The sequence below is a fragment of the Streptomyces sp. NPDC058469 genome (assembly GCF_042721125.1).
Taxonomy (GTDB): Bacteria; Actinomycetota; Actinomycetes; order Streptomycetales; family Streptomycetaceae; genus Streptomyces.
Genome location: NZ_JBHXME010000105.1, coordinates 1 through 18,271, shown reverse-complemented (window position 1 = coordinate 18,271; position 18,271 = coordinate 1). Strand labels below are relative to the sequence as shown.

The window sequence follows — 18,271 nt, the reverse complement described above, 5'->3', positions numbered from 1 at the left end:
GGGTCATCTCTGCACATTCTCCGTACAGATGTGCGGGTCGGCGGCACGTCCGTCGTGCGGGTCAGCGGCGCATCCGTCGTGCAGGTCAACCGGGTGGGAGAGCCGGGTGCCCGGTGCGGGGGCCGGGTGGGTGCGCCGGGTGCCGGGAACGGGAACGGGGTGGGTGCGCCGGGTGCCGGGGGCGGGAACGGGGTACCGGGTGGGTCAGTGCATGCGCGTGGCCCATTCCTGGACCTTCGCGATCCGCTGCCGTAGCTGCCCGGCCGTGGCCTCGGCGCTCGGCGGGCCGCCGCAGGTGCGGCGCAGCTCGGTGTGGATGACGCCGTGCGGTTTGCCGGTCTGGTGGACGTACGCGGAGACCATGGTGTTGAGCTGTTTCCTCAGCTCCATCATCTCCTTGTGCGAGACGACGGGCCGCCGCTCGGCGGGCAGCTCCAGCAGGTCGGCTTCCCCGTCCGGCTTCTTGCGGCTGTGCGCGATCTGCCGGGCCTGCCGCTTCTGGAGCAGCATCTGCACCTGGTCGGGTTCGAGGAGTCCGGGGATACCGAGGTAGTCCTGCTCCTCCTCGCTCCCCGGGTGCGCCTGCATGCCGAACTCGGCGCCGTCGTAGAGCACCCGGTCGAAGACGGCCTCCGACTCCAGGGCCTCGAAGGCGAACTGCTCCTGCTCGCCGGTGTCCTCGTCCTGCTCCTTGTTCGCCTCCTCCATCTCCTTCTCGGACTCGGCGTACGGGTCCTCCTCGCCCTCCTTCTTCGGCTTGTCGAGGGCGTGGTCGCGCTCGACCTCCATCTCGTTGGCGAAGGTGAGGAGGTCGGGGACGGTCGGCAGGAAGACGGATGCGGTCTCGCCGCGCCGCCGGGACCGCACGAAGCGGCCGACGGCCTGGGCGAAGAAGAGAGGGGTGGAGATGGTGGTGGCGTACACCCCGACGGCGAGCCGCGGCACGTCGACGCCTTCCGACACCATGCGGACGGCGACCATCCACCGGTCGTTGCCGGCGCTGAACGAGTCGATCCGGTCGGAGGCCGCCGCCTCGTCGGACAGCACGACGGTCGCCTTGGTACCGGTGATGTCGCGGATCAACTTGGCGTAGGCGCGCGCCTGTTCCTGGTCGGTCGCGATGACGAGGGCGCCCGCGTCCGGGATGCCCTTCCTGACCTCGGTCAGCCGCTGGTCGGCGGCGCGCAGCACGCTCGGCATCCACTCGCCGCGCGGATCGAGGGCGGTGCGCCAGGCCTGGCTGATCGCGTCCTTGGTCATGGGCTCGCCGAGCCGCGCGGCGATCTCGTCACCCGCCTTCGTCCGCCAGCGCATGTTGCCGCTGTAGGAGAGGAAGATGACGGGCCGCACGACCCCGTCGGACAGCGCGGAGCCGTAACCGTAGGTGTAGTCGGCGGAGGACCGCCGAATCCCGTCGTTCCCTTCTTCGTACGTCACGAAGGGAATGGGATTGGTGTCGGACCGGAACGGCGTACCGGTCAGCGCGAGCCGCCGCGTGGCCGGCTCGAAGGCCTCCAGGCACGCCTCGCCCCAGGACTTGGAGTCACCGGCGTGGTGGATCTCGTCGAGGATGACCAGCGTCTTGCGCTGCTCGACGCGGTTGCGGTGCAGCATCGGCCGTACGCCGACGCCGGCATAGGTGACGGCGACGCCCTGGTAGTCCTTGCCGAGCGGCCCGGCGCTGTACTCCGGGTCGAGTTTGATCCCTATCCGCGCGGCCGCTTCCGCCCACTGCTTCTTCAGGTGCTCGGTCGGCGCGACCACGGTCACCTGCTGCACGACATGGTGGTGCAGCAGCCAGGAGGCGAGGGTGAGCGCGAAGGTCGTCTTGCCGGCACCGGGGGTCGCGACCGCGAGGAAGTCCCGCGGCTGCTCCTGGAGATACCTCTCCATCGCCCCCTCCTGCCAGGCCCGCAGCTTGCTGGCGGTGCCCCAGGGGGCGCGGCCCGGGAAGGCGGGAGAGAGGTGGTGGGAGGAGGCGGAAGCGGACGAGGAGGCGGCGGTAGTAGTCACGGTCTCCGGGTTCGGGAGTAGGGCGGCTCGGCTACGTATGACAACCGGGCCACCCTACCGGCGGGCCGGTGGTGTCAACGTGCGGACTACGCCGGGGCCACGGGGGATGGGACTGACGTCACATCGCCTCGTGCAGGGCCCGCAAGCGCAGGGCGATCAGCCTTACGTCTTCCAGACTGCCCGCCGCCACCTCGATGACGAGTTTGTACGCCTCGTCCTGATCGATGTCGAGCATCTCCGTACCGTTGAAGTCGAGGAAAACGACCGTGGACATCCACGCCATGCGTTTGTTGCCGTCCACCAGAGGATGGTTCACGGCAAGCGACTGGAGTAGCGCCGCAGCCTTCTCGAAGAGGTCGGTATACGCCTCGACGCCGAACATCTGCGACTGGGGACGGTGGACGGCCGAGCTGAGCAGCCCCAGGTCGCGTACCGCAATCTGGGTCTGCTCCCCGCAAGCCAGCTCCGCTAGGTCCAGGACCTCCTGGACCGTGAGGTACTTCACCTATTCCCCCAGCCTCCGCAGCAGGTCGGCGTGGCCTGCCGCATACTTGGCCCCGAGCCGACGAACTGTCGCCCGGTCCGCCTCCTGCTCCAGGTATCGATCGATCGCCTGAAGCACTATGGCGTGCATACTGCGCCCCTCCTCATCGGCACGCAGCTTGAGCGCCTCCTGCTGATCGTCGCGTAGACGAAGGTTCATAGCCATACCAGTACGGTACCATCCATGGGGCCACTATGGTACCGAAATCAGACGACCCTCACCCGCGTAGTCACCCACGCCCCCACCAACGCCACCCCCGCCATCGGCAGAAACACTGCGGCGAACGCCCCCGGATGCGACCCACCACTCGCCGAGCCGACCGCATGCCCCACCGTGCCACCGCCGAGCGCCCCGAACGCGGCCCCGCCGACGGAGAGCAGCACGACGTTGGACAGCCCGTCGGAGATCTGCAGCGCGGCGGAGTTCGCACCGGCCTCCGCCGGGGCGGACAGCTGGAGCAGCAGCACGCTGGTGGAGGAGATCACCAGCCCCATCCCGAAACACCCGAACGCCCACGCGACGGCGACGATCCACACGGGCACGGCATGGATGAGGACGCTCGGCGCCCCGGCGATGGCGGCGGCGACCAGCACCATCCCGACCGTCATCAGCCGTTCCCGATACGGCTCGACCCGCGCCCGGGACTGCACCCAGGACCCGAGCGCCCACGTCCCACCCCCTGCCGCGAGCGAGAACCCGGCCAAGGTCGGCGACAGCCCCCGCTGCGTGACGAGCATCAACGGCACGAAGGACTCGGCCGAGATGAACGACCCGGCGGCCACCCCGCGCAGCAACACGACCGAGGGCAGCCCACGCGCCGCCCGATACGTACCGCGCGGCAACAATCCGAGCACGGCGGGCACGAGCAGCGCGACGCCGGCGGCGGCCGGGAGAAGGGAGAACCACCGCAGATCCTGAGCGGCGTACTGAAAGAGCCCGGCGCCGAGGGAGATCCCGAGGGCGAGGCGAATGCGACGGCGGTCGAAGGGGACGGGGGACCCGGGGGCCTCGGGTGAGTTGTCCTGCGTGGAAACGGGCCCGGCGGCCCGCCGCCGTATCTGAGGAAGGGCGAGGGCGAGCGGAAACACCACGAGCACCGGAATCCCGACGAACACCCAACGCCAGCCCAGGTGTTCAGTCACCGCACCGGAGGCAAGCGGCCCGACAACGGACGGGACGACCCAACTCGCGGCGAACGCGGCCATGATGGCGGGCCGCAACCGCTCCGAGTACGCCCGCCCGACGACGACATACAGAGCGACAATGACCAGCCCACCCCCCAGCCCCTGCACGGCCCGTCCCAGGATGAACACCCACATGACCTGCGCGGTCCCCGCGACCACCAGCCCGGCGGCAAAGGCCCCGATCCCGGTGGTCAACGCCCCGAGCGGCCCCCGCCGATCCGACCACTGCCCGGCGAACACCATCCCGAAGAGACTGGTCGTGAAGTACCCGGAGAACGCGAACGCGTACAAGGACACCCCGCCCAGCTCCCGAGCGGCAACAGGCATCGCGGTCCCAACTGCCGTGGCCTCAAAGGCGATCAGCAGAACAACGGACACGATCCCCACACTGAGCGCCCGATGCGACCGCCCCAACACGGAGTCACCACACTCGTCGGCCAGGTCAGGGGCGGTATCGGTGACGTCGGCGTCACGAGGTCCAAGGACGGTCATGCCCGCCAGCGTAAGGTCCACGGGGCGGGTTGACCCCTGTCGGAGGATGGTCTGCGGGTGAGACCTTGGTCGTACGACCAGGGGTCCTCCGGGGCGACCGGGGTACCGCTCCCCCGTTCATGAACGGCGTATGGCAGTCCCGTTGCACCACCCCTGGCCCCCTTGCCCGGGCCCCTCACCCGGCCCTACGGTCAACTCACCAAACACGGCCGTGTGCCCGAGTGGTTCAGGGACTCGCCTGCAAAGCGAGTTACGCGGGTTCGATTCCCGCCACGGCCTCTGGATGCCTGACCAGGCAAAACAAATGGGCGGCACCCCCGCAGGGATGCCGCCCATTTGGTCATCCGTCTCAGTTCCCGTCTCAGTTGGTCGCGACGGGACATGCACGGCGCTGAGTGCACTCCCGGTCGGTGATGGGCTTCGGGGCAGGTGGAGTGCCGCAAAGCAGTTGTGCTGTATCCGACGGGCTCTTCACTATGAACCATGGCATCTAAGAGCCGCAGCCAGAGGAAGCGCCAGAGCCGCCCGGACCCGAGGCTGCAACACACCTTCCTAGCCCAGGACACCCCCGCCGGTGGAGTCTTGGAGCACGCCCACCCAGCCGGCTCGCTCGTCGCCCTCGTTCAACCAGTAGCCCTGGACGACGGAACAATAGTTCACTTCCCTTCACCAAATTTTGTCGCCTTCTATCTCGTCGAATCGAAGCGACATTCGGATAGAGGCGAGAGGCTCCGAAATCGAACTCTGGCCGATGTGCGCGTCAACTCGTCTGGCGATCGGACCATCAAGAATCAGGAGCTAGCCTTTGACTGCTTTTCCGAAATGGTCAGCGCCGTTCTGCTTGCCTACGCAGCAGTAGAAGCGCTGCTAAACGACCTAGTCGGCAAGCTTCCCGAGGAGGCCACACTAGACAAGGAGAACGCAAAAGGCGAAACAGTCAAGCTAGGGAAGCAAGATATGGCACTCCGCCTATCAACCCCAGAAAAGCTTGACAGGGTCGCCCCCCTAGCCACCGGCCAGAAATCCATAAAAGGTACCGTCTACTGGGCGAAATTCCAGCGCCTTCGCAAGATGCGCGATGCCCTAGTCCACCTTAAAGGAAACGGTTATTCGAACGATCCAGTCCAGACGTCAGAATACGGAAAATTGCTTCGCGGTGAAGCCAAAGATTGCGCACTTGACGCTATCGCGATTGTCGAAAAAATCACTCCAGACTACTTGTCAAACGTGGCTCGCGAAGCCTTGGGAATCGCAATACTTAACGCTGACGCGTGACAGAAATGATCGGGCCTAGAACCGGATCCCAAGACCGGCAGAATTCCATGACATCCGACGAGGTCAGATGCCATGGAATTCTTCAGGCTCGTGGTCAGCAGGAACGCTGATTAACGTGCAGTGGCGTCGTTATCATCCGGCCGGTCCGTCTCGGGCTTCCAGATCAGACCGTCCACCTGCTTCGCAATGTCCGTCCGCACGGCGTCCACCATGTGTTGATAGCGGGCCGCCATGGCTGTGGTCGACCATCCCATGAGGCCCATGACGGCCCGCTCCGGAACACCGAGGATGAGTAGAACCGTGGCAGCCGTGTGACGCGCGTCGTGCAGTCGCCCGTCGCGGACCTTTGCCTTTGTCAGCAACGCTTTCCACTCACTCCAGTCCCTACGGTGGGACGGGCTACGGCCGTGCTCATCCGGGAAGACCAAGCCGTTCTGTTCCCAGCTCTTGCCGGCCGCTTCCCGCTCCGCCTCCTGCGCTTTGAGGTGCGCACGGAGTAGGTCAACGAGTTGTTCAGGGAGGCCTACCGCCCGGCGGCCAGCGCGTGACTTGGTGACGGACAACTCCGGGTTGATCCGTCGCTTCTGCGGGCAGTACCCGGCGGCCTTGCGTCCACAGGATTCGGGGCATCCGTGGGCGTACTGAGGCCGATGACGACTACGGCGAACAACTAGGAACCCACCGGCAAGATCCACGTCATCCCACTTCAGTCCCAGCACCTCCCCTTGGCGAAGTCCGAGAGCGAGGGCGACGGCCCACCGCGCGGAGTTGCGGTGTTGTTCAGCTGCCTTCAACAGCCGCTGTACCTCTTGGACGGTGTAGGGCTCCACCTCGTGATCCCCCGTCTTGGGCGCCTTGGCCAACTGCACAGGGTTCTTGCCGAGATGCCCGCGCCGCACCGCCTCATTGAGCGCGGTCCGGAAGGTGCGGTGCACCTGGTGAGCGGTCGCGGGCTTGCTGCCGTTGGCCTGCATCTTGGCGTAGAACACCTCGATGTGTTCGGGCTTGAGTCTGTCGAGACGGTGGGCGCCCAAGCCTGGAATGAGGTGCTTCCGGACGGCCACGCGGTACCCGACCATCGTGTTGTCGTTCACGGCGAGGGGCGCGACGTTCTCAATCCAGTGGGTCAGCCACGCCTTGACCGTCCACGCCTTGCCGGGCTTCCGCACGGTCTTGGCATCCCGCTGCTTCTCCAGCTCTCGGACAGCCTCCGCTACCTCGGTCTTGGTCTTGCGCTCGACATGGCGGCGGTCCGGCGTGCCGTCGTCGCGTACGCCCACGGTGACGCGGCCGTGCCATCTACCGTCCTTGCCGAAGTAGATCGAGCTTCGGCCGTTCGGCTGTCGGGTGCGCTTCTTGTCCTCTGCCACAGGCAGACTCCTGTTTCTTGCGTGTCGGGATGGAGACCGGGGCGGCGGGCTGTCCTGTCCGGGAGTGCCGCCGCCCCGGGCGTCGTCAAGCGGCGCGTTGGGCGGTGCGGAGACGGGTCGCGTACTCGGCCGGCGCATCGATCGGGACCCGGCGAAGTCCACCGACCATGACGGACTCCAGTTCTCCGGTACGGATGAGCCCGAAGCACGTGGTCCGGCCGATGCGGAGTCGGCGGGCAGCCTCTTTGACGGTGAGGAAGACGAGGGTCGGGTCGTCGTCGGCGGGAATGTCGGGGGTCTCGCGTTCGTCCATGGCTCACTCCTGTGAGGCTGGTTCAGGGACAGGTGCCGCCGCACAAACCGCAAAATCCGCAGAAATAACGGGGAGGGTCACTGACCTGCGGTGTTGTGGTGCGCGGGTGGTGGTGGGTGGTGCTCCGCAGAAACCCGCGATATTCCGCAAAAATCAGGGGCGGCCGACGGCCGGTCCCCGGCTGCTGGGGTGGTGCTCGGTTTTTTGCGGAATATCGCGGGATTGCGCGACGGGCCCCTGGCCGGGATGGGGCAGGGGTCCCGTCGCAGGTCAGCGGGGTGTGCGGTGGTTATTGCGGATTTTGCGGTTTGTGCGGGAGGGGTTGAGGGCGACGGCGGGTCACCGGCCGCCATGGCGCAGGGCGGGGTGGGCCAAGAGGCGGGGTGCTGGGGGGCGTCCACGCTTGCCGGTCTTCTCGGGTTGGTAGGAGCGCACGTATCCGTGCTCTTCGAGCAGTGCGAGGGCGGGTTCGAGGTCGGCGACGGTGGGGACCTCGCTGCGGGACAGGACGGTGAAGAGGTCTCGTCGGCTGACGTCCTCCCACCCGTTGTCCCTCAGCGCTTCCAGCACGCTGCGGGCCCTGCCGACGACCGGGTCGGCGCCCATGGCGTCGAACACGGCGAGGGCATGGGCGGTGTAGTACTCCCCCAGCTCGATGGCCGCGTTCATGGTGGCCCCGGTCACCGGGTGGGCGTAGCCGTTGCCGCCGTGTTCGGCGAGGTGCAGCAACGCGGCCATGCGGGCGGTCGCTCCGACCAGTTTCCCGGCCCAGTCGGTGATGTGACCCAGCGCCCCGCCGCGCGCCTTGAGTCGCGGTTCGACCCGTTGCTGATAGGCGATCAGGGCCGCGTCCGCCTCGGGGGTGAGCTGGATGAGAGCCGGGTCGGTCCACCCCGCGAGGGACAGGGTGAGGTCGATGACCCTCGCGGTGTAGGTGGCGGCCGTCTGCTCGGGAACCGGATCGGTGATGACCTTCCGCTCGCCGACCGTCGACACCGGCAGCGAGTACAGGAAGCGGCCCAACAGGCCGCGCCCCTTCCCGCCCTTGATCTTCCCCATGTCCACCAGCACATCGGGCTGAACGGCCAAACCCATGGTCAGGGCGGGGGCGTCGACGTACTCGCGGCGGGTCTGCCGGTTCACCCGCAGGCGACCCCCGGCATGGCCTTTGAGGAAGACCTCCATGTTGGGACTGCCGGAGTAGCGGCCGGCGATGATGTCGAAGATTCCGCCCTCATCGCTCATCACCGACAACCGGCCGCCCTGTTCCGCGATGAGCGAGGTGACCGTCTCGGGTGTGCAGTCGTCTGCCAACAGCAGGGGTTCGGCTGGCACGGTGAGGGTGTCGGCGGTCTGCGCGAGGCCGATGGCGGTGGCCACCATCTCGTCGCGCTTGTCGCCGTCGGCGGATGCGGCCTTGGCGGTGGCCTTGTCGGCCGCTTCCTTGGCCAGCCGCGCCGTCAGCTCCGCTTCCACGATCATGGGCTTCATGGCCGCCTGAAGCTGTTTCTCCGCCTCGTACAGGGGGTTGGTGAGCAGGGTGAAGACGGCGGTCTTGCGGTTGCCGGGCGGGAGGGCCACCACGGTGAAGAGGTTGGTGGGCTCACGCCAGTTGCCGCGCACGTGGACCACCGACCGGCCGCCGGCCGCCGTGGCGAGCACGGCGAGGGCGATCGATCCGGCGAGGTCCGCCGGGGTCTGCGTCTCTTCCGCGACGGCCGCCACGAACTCCCCCAGCCAGGCGGGGAAGACGTGGGCGGGAAACGCGGGTCGCTCGCGGCGGCCGGTGAGAGGAATGGGGTCTTCCCACACGTCCGGTGCCGCGTCGTCCTCGCCGGGCGGGTCTTCCAGGGTGGGCAGTCCGACCCACAGGTCGGGACTGTCCACAGGCTGTGGAGTCATGAGACGGCCCTCCCTTCGAGAGGGTTCAACAGCGGGCACAGCGTGCGGTGTTGGGCATGGATCTTCAGAAGCACGATGACGGCAGCGCGGCCGATCGCGTGCTGGTCGTGGCCACAGGTGCACCATGAGCGGCCGGAGGGAGTGACCTTCCAGTCCGGAGGCGCGGTGATGTACAGCCACGCCACCGGGCGGCGGCCGTCGTCGCTCTGCGGGTCAGGGCCAACAGCAGTGCGGACGCCTTCGGCGACGTCCTTTCGGCCGCCTACGACCGCCAGGGGCGGGCCCTGTACGGCGCCCTGACGGCCTTTCATAGGGGTACGGGATGCTTTGTTCACGCCGCGCGCCCCGAAGCCGTCTCACGGCCGTTGGCGACCGCGCGGCGGGCGTAGGCCTCGGGGACACCGACCAGGACGGCGGCGGCCACGATCTCTTCCCCGATCGCGTCCAGTCCGCACGGTCCAGGACAGTGCGCGTGCTGGGAGGCCAGGAACCGAGCCACCCCGAACGCCTGTGATCCCGCACCGGATTCGGTGCGGGCCCGTACGAGGGCGAGGCCGCGTTCCAGGCCGGTGCGGACGTACCTTTCGGTGTGGCGGCACCCGGTGGCAACGCTCCGGTCCCAAGTGGCGTGCCCCGGAAGGGAAGAGACCACCCCCGCGCGGGGCGAGGTGGTCTCTTCCTTCACCGCGAGGGCGCGCACGGCGTCCGGCAGGTCCGTCATAAGGCCAGTGCCGGGACCGAGCCAACGGGCGTACGACATAAGCGACTTGACGTCCACACCCGGGCGCACCGCGTTGTGCGACGGCATGACGCCCAGATAGACCCAGTGCTGACCACGCGTCGTCAGCACAATCCGGGTCGCGGGCAGGACTTCACGGGCCCACGCAACGGCCGCCGCATTGTCGAGGTCCACCACAGTCAGCCCCGCCCCGCCAGGGTGATAGCCGACGCACACGGCCCGCTCCCATGCCGCCACCCACAGGGGCGAGGTGACGACGGCGCGGTCGGTAGTCGCAGCGGCCCAGGCGTGGCAGGGAGCGGTGCAGCGGCAAGTGCCGGCGCGCTTCATGTTCGGCCGCCCACCGCACGCGTTCTTCGCGCACGCACGGCAGTTGCCGAACGGCACCTTCCCGTCCCGCAGCGGCAGCACCGGCACAGCGGCCGTGGCCAGGTACAGCGCGATCCTCAGGTGTGCGATCACGATGCCGTCCCCAGCAGACGCGGCCGGGAAAAGGGCCGCCCCGTTCGAGTGGCAGGGGCCATGCGGCCCTCGCCGAATACGTGCAGTTGGGTCATGCTGTAGGTCTCCTGTTCTGCTACGTCGGGATACGGAGACCGAGGGCGGTGGGCTGTCCTTGTCCGGGAGTGCCGCCGCCCTCGGGCGTAGCTAGTTGGTCTTGGCCCAACGGGCGTACTCATGGCGGACGTAGCCGCGCGGGTTCTTGGCCGCATGCGTCGGCGCGCGGTCCGTGTCGAGCAGATACAGGGCGGCGGCCTCTGCGGTCTCGGTGGCGTCGCCGTGCGGCTCGTCGGGCTCGTCCAGCAGGGCAATGCGATCCAGCAGCGCGGCTTTGCGCAGGTAGTACTCCCGATCCATCTGCGTGAAGCACTCGCGGGCGGCGACGGTGCGGAACGTCCAGCCAATCTCACTGATGATGCTCGGGGCGAGCGCGTACGCCGCTTCCGGTGTGGTCCACGACTCCGGGGCGAGGTGGTGGTCGGCGGTGACGTACAGCCGTCGGCTCTGTCCGTCCCGGGTGGAGACGGAGCGGAACAGGCCGGTCTGGAAGGCCTTGCCGAGCACTGTGGAGATGCGAACCATGTCGGCCGGTGAGCAGATGACGCGAATCTCGAAGCTCATACGAACTTCCTTTCAGCGGTGGGGAGTTGGGGCAGGCCCGCGGCTTCCAGGGCGGTGGGATCGAAGCCGGGCAGGGTGGCGCGGGTGACGAGTGCCTGCGCGAGCTGTTCGGCGTAGGCCGCGCCGGTGCGGGCCACCTCGATCTGTGTGGTGGCGTGCAGGGTTTCGACGCGCTCGATGTGGGCGTACTCCTCGCGCCGGTTGCTCATGTGCCGCTCGTACGCGACCGTCTCGCGGCGGTCGGTGCGCCAGTAGCGGGCGGCGAGTGCGTAGGCGCCGGCGGTGGCCAGAGACCACAGCAGCAGCGGCAGCGGAAGCCCGTCCGCGTATCCGGCCACGCCCGCGAAGGCGAGTGCTCCGGAGGCGGCGAACGCGGTTCCGGCGAGCACGGAGTCTCCGGTGCTGTTGCCCGCGGCCACGCCCGCGGCGGCGGCCCCGGCGGACAACACGGTCATCAGCGCGGCGTTGCCGACGGAGTGTTCGGCGCCGTTGGCGTTCCAGATCCGGGCCAGCGCGAGCACGGTGGTCGTGGCGACGGCGGGCGCGGCCTTGGGCGCCACGATGGCCAGCCAGTGGCGGGCGACGATGGGTTCGTTCACGGCCGTGCTCCTCACAGGTTCGGCAGCGCGTCGATGACGGCGCGGGCGAGTTGGTTGATGGGTGTGGAGGCGCCGGTGGAGGCGAGGAAGAAGCCGAACATCACGGCGATGAACGCGGCGCCGTAGCCGAGCGTCCGGGAGCGGAGCAGGAAGAACAGGACCAGGCCGAACAGGGCGACCAGGGAGACGGTGACGGCCATCGGTTATCCCTTCGGGGCAGGTGTTGTGGCGGGGGTGTCGCTGCCGTCGCGGTAGACGTGCAGCCAGAGGTTGTAGAGGTGGCGGCCGACGCGTATGCGTTTGCCGTGGCCCTTGCAGCGGCGGCACGGCTTGCCGCGCTTGAGGCGGCCCTTGCGGTCGGTCTTCAGCGCGAAGCCGAAGCCGCGGCACTTGCGGCAGTCGCCGTACGGACTCGACCGACACAGACTGACGTAACAGAGAGTGATGGCGAGTAGGCAGGCGCTAGCAAGGAGAAGGAGGGTCACGGGGTGCCTTCCAGGCGGGATTTCCGGCGTTCTCGCAGGTCGGGTGCTAGATGCGAGGTTCCTGATCAGGGCCGGTATGGGGTGCTAGAAGGGGTGCTAGGTCTAGCAGCGGAGGCTGCTAGACCTAGCACCCGTGCGCGGTCAGTCCCCGGACCGCTTTCCGTCACGCTGGGTGATGGCGGTGGTGATGTCGGCGCGGGCGATGCCGCGGCGGGTGGTGCCCTTGCCCTTGTCGGTGGTGCCCCACACGTCCTGCGCGGTGATGCCGTGCGGGCGCAGGTTGGTGGTGACCGTCTCCGGCTTCCACCCGCCGTAGACCTCCGGGCGCAGCGCGGCGAGGCGGGCGGCGACCTTCTCGTTCCACACCTTGTCCTCGTCGGCCGCAACGACGCGCAGGATGTCGGCGAGCAGGTCGTAAGAGGCCTCGCCGCTCTCGGGCTGCTCGCCGATGGCGTGGCCGGTGATGTTGCCGTAGGCCTCGCGCATCGTGCGGGCGCGGGCGACGACCTTCTCGGCGCCGACTGCGTCGACGAACGCGGACGCGACGATGCGCGGGTCATCGCCCTCACCGGCCATCCAGCAGATACCGCGGTCGGTGCGGGAGAACATCGTTGCCCGGTATCCCGCCTTGTACATCGACGTGCCGAGGACCATGTCGTTGGCGGGCTGGCCCATGACCTTGAGGCAGAACCGCAGCACAGCGTTCGCTGAGATGCCGGTGGGCAGCGACTTCGCGTCCGGCCGCTGCGTACCGAACAGGGTCACCATGCCCAGGGCAGGACCACGTTTACCCAGGTCGGTGGCGATCTCCTCGATTTCCGCACCGTACTTCTCGTGCTCGAAGGGCACTTGGCACTCGTCGAACCCGGCGACGATCGGGTGCAGACCGAGCGCCTTGTCGTTCGCCAGTTCCGGGGTGACCTTCGACTCCGGGCAGCGCGTGCGCGGCAGGGACTTGATGACCTTCGCCCTACGGCGCAGTTCGGCGCGCAGCTCCCGCAAGGCTTGGAGGACGTAGAGGATGTCTTCGTCCTCGTCGCCGGCGCGGTAGCGGTGGCAGACCGGCTCCAGGGCGCCGAAGTCGCCGGTGCCCTTGAAGTCGAACGCATACAGCGCCGCCCGCGGGTCCAATGCGGCGATGAGCAGGAACAGGCGCATCAGGAACGTCTTGCCCATCCGCGGGATGGACCCGACCACCACACTCGCGAACATGAGGGTCACGGCGACGTCGCGCATGCGCTGGTCGTTGCCGAACACGACCGGCTTGAACAGGTCCACGCTGCCCGACTTCAGCAGCGGCCACGCGGGCTTGGTGGTCTCGTTCATGGGCTTGTCACCCACCCACAGAATCAGCCGGCCCTCGTGCTCGTCGGGGTCGGCCGACGGCCACACGCAGCCGACCTTGCGGCGCAGACCCGACGCGAGCGGCTTGCGCGCCTCCATGATGTCCTCCGGGGTCACACCCCAGGGCAGATCGAGATCGGCGCGGTAGCCGGGGCCATCACGGGTGATCTCGGAGGTGAAGCGCATCCCGTTCATGTCACCGCCCTTCTTGATGGCGGCCGTCAGCTTCGGGTTGCCGATGTTGTCCAGCGCGCGCAGCACGATCGGACCGGTGAGCTTCTGGATCTCGGTCTTCAGCACCGCAGGCCCGATCACAGGATGATCCTGCGGGGACCCCCAGAACCCGGCGACCAGCACCGCGGCGCAGGCCAGCGCCATCAGCCAGCCCGGAGCCATCACGTACAGGGTCAGCGCAAACGCGCTGCCGAAGATGAGCGCCACGGTCGTCACCAGGACCCGCAGCCGCACCCGCCCGTCCCGCTGACGCGAGAGCTTCAGGTACTCGGCGGTGTTCTCCTTGTAGACCTCGTAGGCGCGCAGCGGGGCGCCCTCGGCATCCCACACCCACCGGTTGGTGTCCCCCACGAAACGGGCTGCACCGCTGGGGGCGTTGAGGGTGAGCTGCAACGCGTACCAGGGGGTGCGGATGCCGTGGAAGGCGGTGGCGTAGAACGCGTTGGCGGTCGCCCGCTGTGTGGTGGCCACGAACCCCGGCTTCGAGGTGAGCCACGTCGGCAGGATCGGCCGACGCTTGTAGGTCGTGATACCCGGCGCCGGAAGGTCGGGCCGGTCGACCGGTCGGGCGACCGAGTCGCCCGACTCCTCGTCATCCGAATCGGCCGACTCGCTACCCGACTTGGTCGGGCGGGAGTCGGGCAGCGGGTCGCCAGTCGGGGCGGCCGACCCGTCACGGGCGGATCGGGCCTTGCCCAGGTCGACTACCTCGGCCCCGGAGTCGGTCATCTCGGCTTCGAGCCGGTGGAACAGTTCGTTGTCGTCGGGCTGGTTCACTTGAGCAGTTCCTTCCAAGGGACGAAAGGCGGGGTCCGGCCGTCGCTGTAGGAGGTGGGCGACCGGACCCCGCCGGATGGTGGCGCGGGGATGTTCAGGCAGTGGTGTGGGCGCGCGTCGATGGCGCGGTCACCACCAGCCCGAGGACTTCTTGGCGGCCTTGGCCGCGGCGGCCTCGTTCACGATCCGCTGCCGCTCGTTCTGCAACGCGGTGATCTCGCCGCTCAGCCGGGTCTGCACCGACGTCCACAGGGCTTCCAGCTTGCGTTTGGCGCGCGTCGTGCTCTTACCGCGCACGACCCGGAACGAGCCGCCGGCCAGAGCCCCGAGGACCGCGCGGCGCTCGGCACCGGTCAGCGGCCACATCTCCTGATTGCGGACGGCTTCGAGCTTGCGGGTGGTGAGCCGGATCTCGCGGTCCAGACGGCTCGTGTTGGGCTTACCCATGGTCAATCCCCCTTCAGGGAGCGGCAGTTGGGGCGGTGGGGGTGTCGGGGTAGGCGCAGGGCACGCACATGCCGAGCGAGCTGGGGATGACGTATCCCGCATCCGTGCGGCAGGCCGGGCAGGTGCGGCGGGCGCACATCGCCTTGGCGAGCGCGGCCCGTTTGCCGGGCGTCATCGGCCGGACCGGCTTGGCGCAGTCGAGGCGGTAGAGATAGGCGACCAGCGGGCCGCGCCGGTAGCGCGGCCGTAAGACCTGCGCCACGACCGGCTGACCGCCCGGACGCAGGCCACGGGCCCGCAGTTGACGGCGCGTGGCCAGCCCGTCGGGGGCGTAGCGCCACGGGTAGGTAGGGATCCCGAACTGAGCGCCGGAGGGGTCATAGCACTTGCCGAACGACCCGGGCATCAGGCGGCCTCAGCCCCGGACGCCTCGCCCTCCGCAGCGTCCACGGAGTGCAGCGGACGGCCCTCAGCACGCTCAGCCTTCAACGCATCGCGCAGGCTGCGCGCGTTGCTTGCCGAGCAGCGCACCGCGGTGCGGATGCGGTCCGCGGTCAACTCGGCATCCGGCCACAGTGCGGTGGCCGTGCGCGCCTCGCTCAGCAGCACCTCGAAGGTGCGCTGCCCCTTCGCCTTGCCATTGGCCTTGACGCTGGTCTGTCGGCGAGGACGGGGCTTGGCGTCGACCGGGGGCGCCGGCGAAGTCTCTACCGGGTTCGGCGCGGGGGTGGTTTCTTCAGTGGCGGGGGCGAGTTCGCCCATGCGCAGCATCACGCGCTCGCGCCGCGGGGTCCTGGTCCTCCACTTGCGGCCGTAGGTCTCGCGCAGGTCCGCGCGGGCCAACTGCCGTTCCTTCTCCCGCGCCAGCGCCTCGCTGTAGGAGGTGATCTCCCACAGCGTCATCCGGCGCCACAGCGCGAACGTGGACGGGAACGCCAACAGCCAGCGGGAGAACCGGATCTTCTCCATGCGGCGGCCGGTGGCAGCGCCGATCCGTACGGCGTAGACGTGCGCACCGATCTCGGAAAACACCACCCACAGCAGCGGCATCGTGCCGTGCGCGACCTTCGCCGACAGCGAGTGTCCGGCCGCGATGTTCAACCCACACGTGATCAGCGTCAGCACCCAGGGCACGAACCGCACCCACGCAAGCGCCATGTCCATTCGGATAAGCAGGAGGTTGGCGACGGTGAACACCGGGATGGACACGTCGATCCCGACCGGCAGCATCCACGGAGCGGAGAACCCCCAACTCGCCGCGGCAGCCGACACCGCGTCGAAAGAGGAGATCAGACCGAGCGCGCCGACACCGGCCGCGCCGAACGCACCGACACCGGCAAGCCCCAACTCGGGCTTCGTCAGCGGCGGCACTCCGGACGCGGGCGCCTCGGAGGAGGGGGACGTTGTGGTGGTCATGCCGCGGCCCCCGTCCCACCGTGCGTACCCGAGCGGCCGGCGCGACGGCCGTGGACCGTCCCGCTCTGCAAGGTCAAGTCCAGGGCGGTGAGCCAGTCAGCACCCGAGCGCTTGGCCGCGTACATCTGCTCATCCGCCAACCGCAGCAGCGTCGACAGATCCACATCGTCGGTGCGCGGGTCGTAGGCGACCGCGCCGACGGAGGCGCCCACCGTGAGGGGGCGGCCGTCGACGGTGACCGGCTGCTCGATGGCGCGGGTCAACTCGCCCAACGTCCACGACAGATCAGCCAGGCTGTACACACGGGCGACCGCGGCGAACTCGTCGCCACCCAGGCGCACCACGATGCCCGCGTTGATGTCGGCCCATTCCGCGAGCCGCCGGCCGGTGGCCGCGATGACCGCGTCCCCGGCAGCATGCCCGTGGGAGTCGTTGATGTCTTTGAACCTGTTGAGGTCGATGACGTAGACCGCGCTGCGACCGCCCGCCAGCACCTTCCGGGCACGCTCAGCGAACGCGTCACGGGTGAACAGACCCGTCAACGGGTCACGCCGCGCGGACTCGATACGGCGACGCAGACGCAGCGCGTGCAGCGACCAACCGGCCGCCATCGGCACACCCGACGCCGCGGCAAACAGCAGCTCACTCATGCCGCAACCCCCTTACGCGCGGTGCGCCGGCGGGCGGGGCGGACCAGGGCGACGACGTGGAACAGGTCCGGGTTCTCCTCGATGACCTGCGCAGCCATGCGGACCAGGTCGTCGGGAAAGCTCGGGTTGTCGGCGAGGATGTCGCGCGCCGCGTCCTCACGGGCCGCGCGCTCTTCGTCACTCTCGCCCTCGACCCCGAGCCACAGCTCAACCGGGGTACCGAGCGCCAGTTCCGCGAACTCCGAGTCGCCGTAGGCCTCTTGGCCGGCGACGTAGGTGCGCATGCTCATGGTGGATCTCTCCTCATTGCTACGTCGGGAAGGCGCGGGGCGGTCGGCTGTCCTTGTCCGGGAGGCCGACCGCCCCGCGAGGTGGGGTTAGAAGGTGGTGACGGCGAGGGCTAGCCGATCTGGACGTAGCCGCTGGTCACCCGACGGCGGACGTTCAGGTGCGAGGCACCCGTGATGCGCGCGCACCCCGAGGTGGCGCTGACCGTGAGACGGCCGGTGGCCTGCGAGGTGGCGGCCATCCGGACGTTGCCGGAGGTGAGGTTCAGCCGCGCGTCCGTGCCGCTGTAGGCGCCGATACCGAGGTGGCCGGAGGTCAGGTTCACGTCCAGCGAGCCGGTCACGTCGCCGACGATGACGCTGCCGCTGGTGACCGTGGCGTCCAGGTCACCGACGCGCTCAGCCGTCAGGGCACCGGAGGTGCCGTCGTACTCCAGCCGCGCCAGCTCGCCCGTGACGATGGTCTGCGCGGTGTGCGTGCTGATCAGCGCCTCGGAGCGGGCGGGCAGGCGGAACTCAGCGGTGATCGGGGTGACCGCGTCGCCGGTCGGGCCGGTGGGGGTGACCTCGCGGCCGTTGATGAAGACCTTGCCGCCACCGTGGCCGCTGATGTGGACGTTGCCGCCCACGATCTGTACGCCGCTGCCGCCGGAGAACGTCATGGTGTTGCCGCCCACGCTGATCGTGGTGCTGCCACCCGTGCCGCCAGCCACATCCGGGACCCGGACCGTGAGGTTTTGCCCGGTGAGGCTGACGGCGGTGTCGCGGATCGCGTCGGCCGACGGGCCCGAGGTGGCCTCGGTCTTCAGTACTACCTGCGCTTGCTTCAGCATCGGGTCGACGACGACGCGGATGGTGCCGGCGTTCATCGTCAGGGCCAGGGCGATCGGGCCGAAAGCGGCCACGGGGATCATGCGCTCGGTCATGGAAGAACTCCTTGACTGCGTCGGGATGGAGACCGGCGCGGCGGGCTGTCCTTGTCCGACGGCGGTGCTGCCCATCCCCAGCACATGGCCGCCCGACTCCGGTTCGGTGACGGCGATGGTCGGGAGACAGTCGCCGGCGGCGATGCGCGGCA

The 18,271-nt window shown here is 68.7% G+C and carries 21 protein-coding genes and 1 tRNA gene; 2 read left to right on the top strand and 20 right to left on the bottom strand.

The window, feature by feature from the left end:
• Nucleotides 1-204: 204 nt before the first annotated feature.
• The 4 genes from ACFWP5_RS34555 to ACFWP5_RS34540 form a co-directional block, all read right to left on the bottom strand.
• Entirely contained in the window at nt 205-2,013 is a 1,809-nt protein-coding gene (locus tag ACFWP5_RS34555; protein WP_384165749.1) for a DEAD/DEAH box helicase, read from the bottom strand.
• Between the two features lie 118 nt (nt 2,014-2,131).
• Nucleotides 2,132-2,518, bottom strand: coding sequence for a type II toxin-antitoxin system death-on-curing family toxin (locus ACFWP5_RS34550; RefSeq protein ID WP_384165746.1), 387 nt, complete (start codon nt 2,516-2,518; stop codon nt 2,132-2,134).
• Nucleotides 2,519-2,716 carry a CopG family transcriptional regulator gene (locus ACFWP5_RS34545; RefSeq protein WP_384165810.1) on the bottom strand — a complete coding sequence of 66 codons (198 nt, stop codon included), beginning with the start codon at nt 2,714-2,716 and terminating at the stop codon, nt 2,519-2,521.
• Nucleotides 2,717-2,763: 47 nt separating this feature from the next.
• Nucleotides 2,764-4,233: an MFS transporter gene (locus tag ACFWP5_RS34540; protein ID WP_384165743.1), complete on the bottom strand. Its 1,470-nt coding sequence runs from the start codon at nt 4,231-4,233 to the stop codon at nt 2,764-2,766.
• A gap of 207 nt (nt 4,234-4,440) precedes the next feature.
• Between ACFWP5_RS34540 and ACFWP5_RS34535 the strand changes: the two genes are divergently transcribed.
• Both ACFWP5_RS34535 and ACFWP5_RS34530 read left to right on the top strand, forming a co-directional pair.
• Nucleotides 4,441-4,512 (top strand) — tRNA-Cys (locus ACFWP5_RS34535).
• 204 nt (nt 4,513-4,716) lie between these two features.
• Entirely contained in the window at nt 4,717-5,508 is a 792-nt protein-coding gene (locus ACFWP5_RS34530; RefSeq protein ID WP_384165740.1) for a hypothetical protein, read from the top strand.
• 110 nt (nt 5,509-5,618) lie between these two features.
• Here ACFWP5_RS34530 and ACFWP5_RS34525 read toward each other — a convergent pair whose 3' ends face one another.
• From ACFWP5_RS34525 to ACFWP5_RS34450, 16 genes are all read right to left on the bottom strand, one after another.
• Nucleotides 5,619-6,878 (bottom strand): tyrosine-type recombinase/integrase, encoded by a 1,260-nt coding sequence (locus ACFWP5_RS34525; protein WP_384165737.1) that lies wholly within the window; start codon nt 6,876-6,878, stop codon nt 5,619-5,621.
• Between the two features lie 85 nt (nt 6,879-6,963).
• Nucleotides 6,964-7,191, bottom strand: coding sequence for an excisionase family DNA-binding protein (locus tag ACFWP5_RS34520; RefSeq protein WP_384165734.1), 228 nt, complete (start codon nt 7,189-7,191; stop codon nt 6,964-6,966).
• Between the two features lie 339 nt (nt 7,192-7,530).
• The gene (locus ACFWP5_RS34515; protein ID WP_384165731.1) at nt 7,531-9,093 is read right to left on the bottom strand and encodes a YfjI family protein; all 1,563 of its coding nucleotides are present in this window, start codon (nt 9,091-9,093) and stop codon (nt 7,531-7,533) included.
• A complete protein-coding gene (locus tag ACFWP5_RS34510; protein ID WP_384165728.1) occupies nt 9,090-9,404 on the bottom strand; it encodes a hypothetical protein in 315 nt (104 codons plus the stop codon). The genes ACFWP5_RS34515 and ACFWP5_RS34510 overlap by 4 nt, the downstream gene beginning before the upstream one ends.
• Before the next feature lie 20 nt (nt 9,405-9,424).
• Nucleotides 9,425-10,294 carry a bifunctional DNA primase/polymerase gene (locus ACFWP5_RS34505; protein ID WP_384165725.1) on the bottom strand — a complete coding sequence of 290 codons (870 nt, stop codon included), beginning with the start codon at nt 10,292-10,294 and terminating at the stop codon, nt 9,425-9,427.
• Between the two features lie 186 nt (nt 10,295-10,480).
• A complete protein-coding gene (locus ACFWP5_RS34500) occupies nt 10,481-10,954 on the bottom strand; it encodes a hypothetical protein (protein ID WP_384165722.1) in 474 nt (157 codons plus the stop codon).
• Nucleotides 10,951-11,553: a hypothetical protein gene (locus ACFWP5_RS34495; protein WP_384165719.1), complete on the bottom strand. Its 603-nt coding sequence runs from the start codon at nt 11,551-11,553 to the stop codon at nt 10,951-10,953. The genes ACFWP5_RS34500 and ACFWP5_RS34495 overlap by 4 nt, the downstream gene beginning before the upstream one ends.
• An 11-nt stretch (nt 11,554-11,564) precedes the next feature.
• Nucleotides 11,565-11,753 (bottom strand): hypothetical protein, encoded by a 189-nt coding sequence (locus ACFWP5_RS34490; RefSeq protein ID WP_384165716.1) that lies wholly within the window; start codon nt 11,751-11,753, stop codon nt 11,565-11,567.
• 3 nt (nt 11,754-11,756) lie between these two features.
• The gene (locus ACFWP5_RS34485; RefSeq protein ID WP_384165713.1) at nt 11,757-12,038 is read right to left on the bottom strand and encodes a hypothetical protein; all 282 of its coding nucleotides are present in this window, start codon (nt 12,036-12,038) and stop codon (nt 11,757-11,759) included.
• A 141-nt stretch (nt 12,039-12,179) separates the two neighbouring features.
• The gene (locus tag ACFWP5_RS34480; RefSeq protein WP_384165710.1) at nt 12,180-14,393 is read right to left on the bottom strand and encodes a cell division protein FtsK; all 2,214 of its coding nucleotides are present in this window, start codon (nt 14,391-14,393) and stop codon (nt 12,180-12,182) included.
• Between the two features lie 129 nt (nt 14,394-14,522).
• The gene (locus ACFWP5_RS34475) at nt 14,523-14,840 is read right to left on the bottom strand and encodes a hypothetical protein (protein ID WP_384165707.1); all 318 of its coding nucleotides are present in this window, start codon (nt 14,838-14,840) and stop codon (nt 14,523-14,525) included.
• A 13-nt stretch (nt 14,841-14,853) separates the two neighbouring features.
• The gene (locus tag ACFWP5_RS34470; protein WP_384165704.1) at nt 14,854-15,246 is read right to left on the bottom strand and encodes an RRQRL motif-containing zinc-binding protein; all 393 of its coding nucleotides are present in this window, start codon (nt 15,244-15,246) and stop codon (nt 14,854-14,856) included.
• Complete coding sequence (locus ACFWP5_RS34465) at nt 15,246-16,256, bottom strand: DUF2637 domain-containing protein (RefSeq protein ID WP_384165701.1); 1,011 nt, start codon at nt 16,254-16,256, stop codon at nt 15,246-15,248. The genes ACFWP5_RS34470 and ACFWP5_RS34465 overlap by 1 nt, the downstream gene beginning before the upstream one ends.
• Nucleotides 16,253-16,906: a GGDEF domain-containing protein gene (locus ACFWP5_RS34460; protein ID WP_384165698.1), complete on the bottom strand. Its 654-nt coding sequence runs from the start codon at nt 16,904-16,906 to the stop codon at nt 16,253-16,255. Before ACFWP5_RS34460 ends, ACFWP5_RS34465 begins: the two co-directional genes overlap by 4 nt.
• Nucleotides 16,903-17,190, bottom strand: a complete 288-nt coding sequence (locus tag ACFWP5_RS34455; RefSeq protein WP_384165807.1) for a hypothetical protein — start codon at nt 17,188-17,190, stop codon at nt 16,903-16,905. Before ACFWP5_RS34455 ends, ACFWP5_RS34460 begins: the two co-directional genes overlap by 4 nt.
• Before the next feature lie 116 nt (nt 17,191-17,306).
• The coding region (locus ACFWP5_RS34450) for a DUF4097 family beta strand repeat-containing protein (RefSeq protein ID WP_384165695.1) at nt 17,307-18,271 on the bottom strand (965 nt) is incomplete at its 5' end.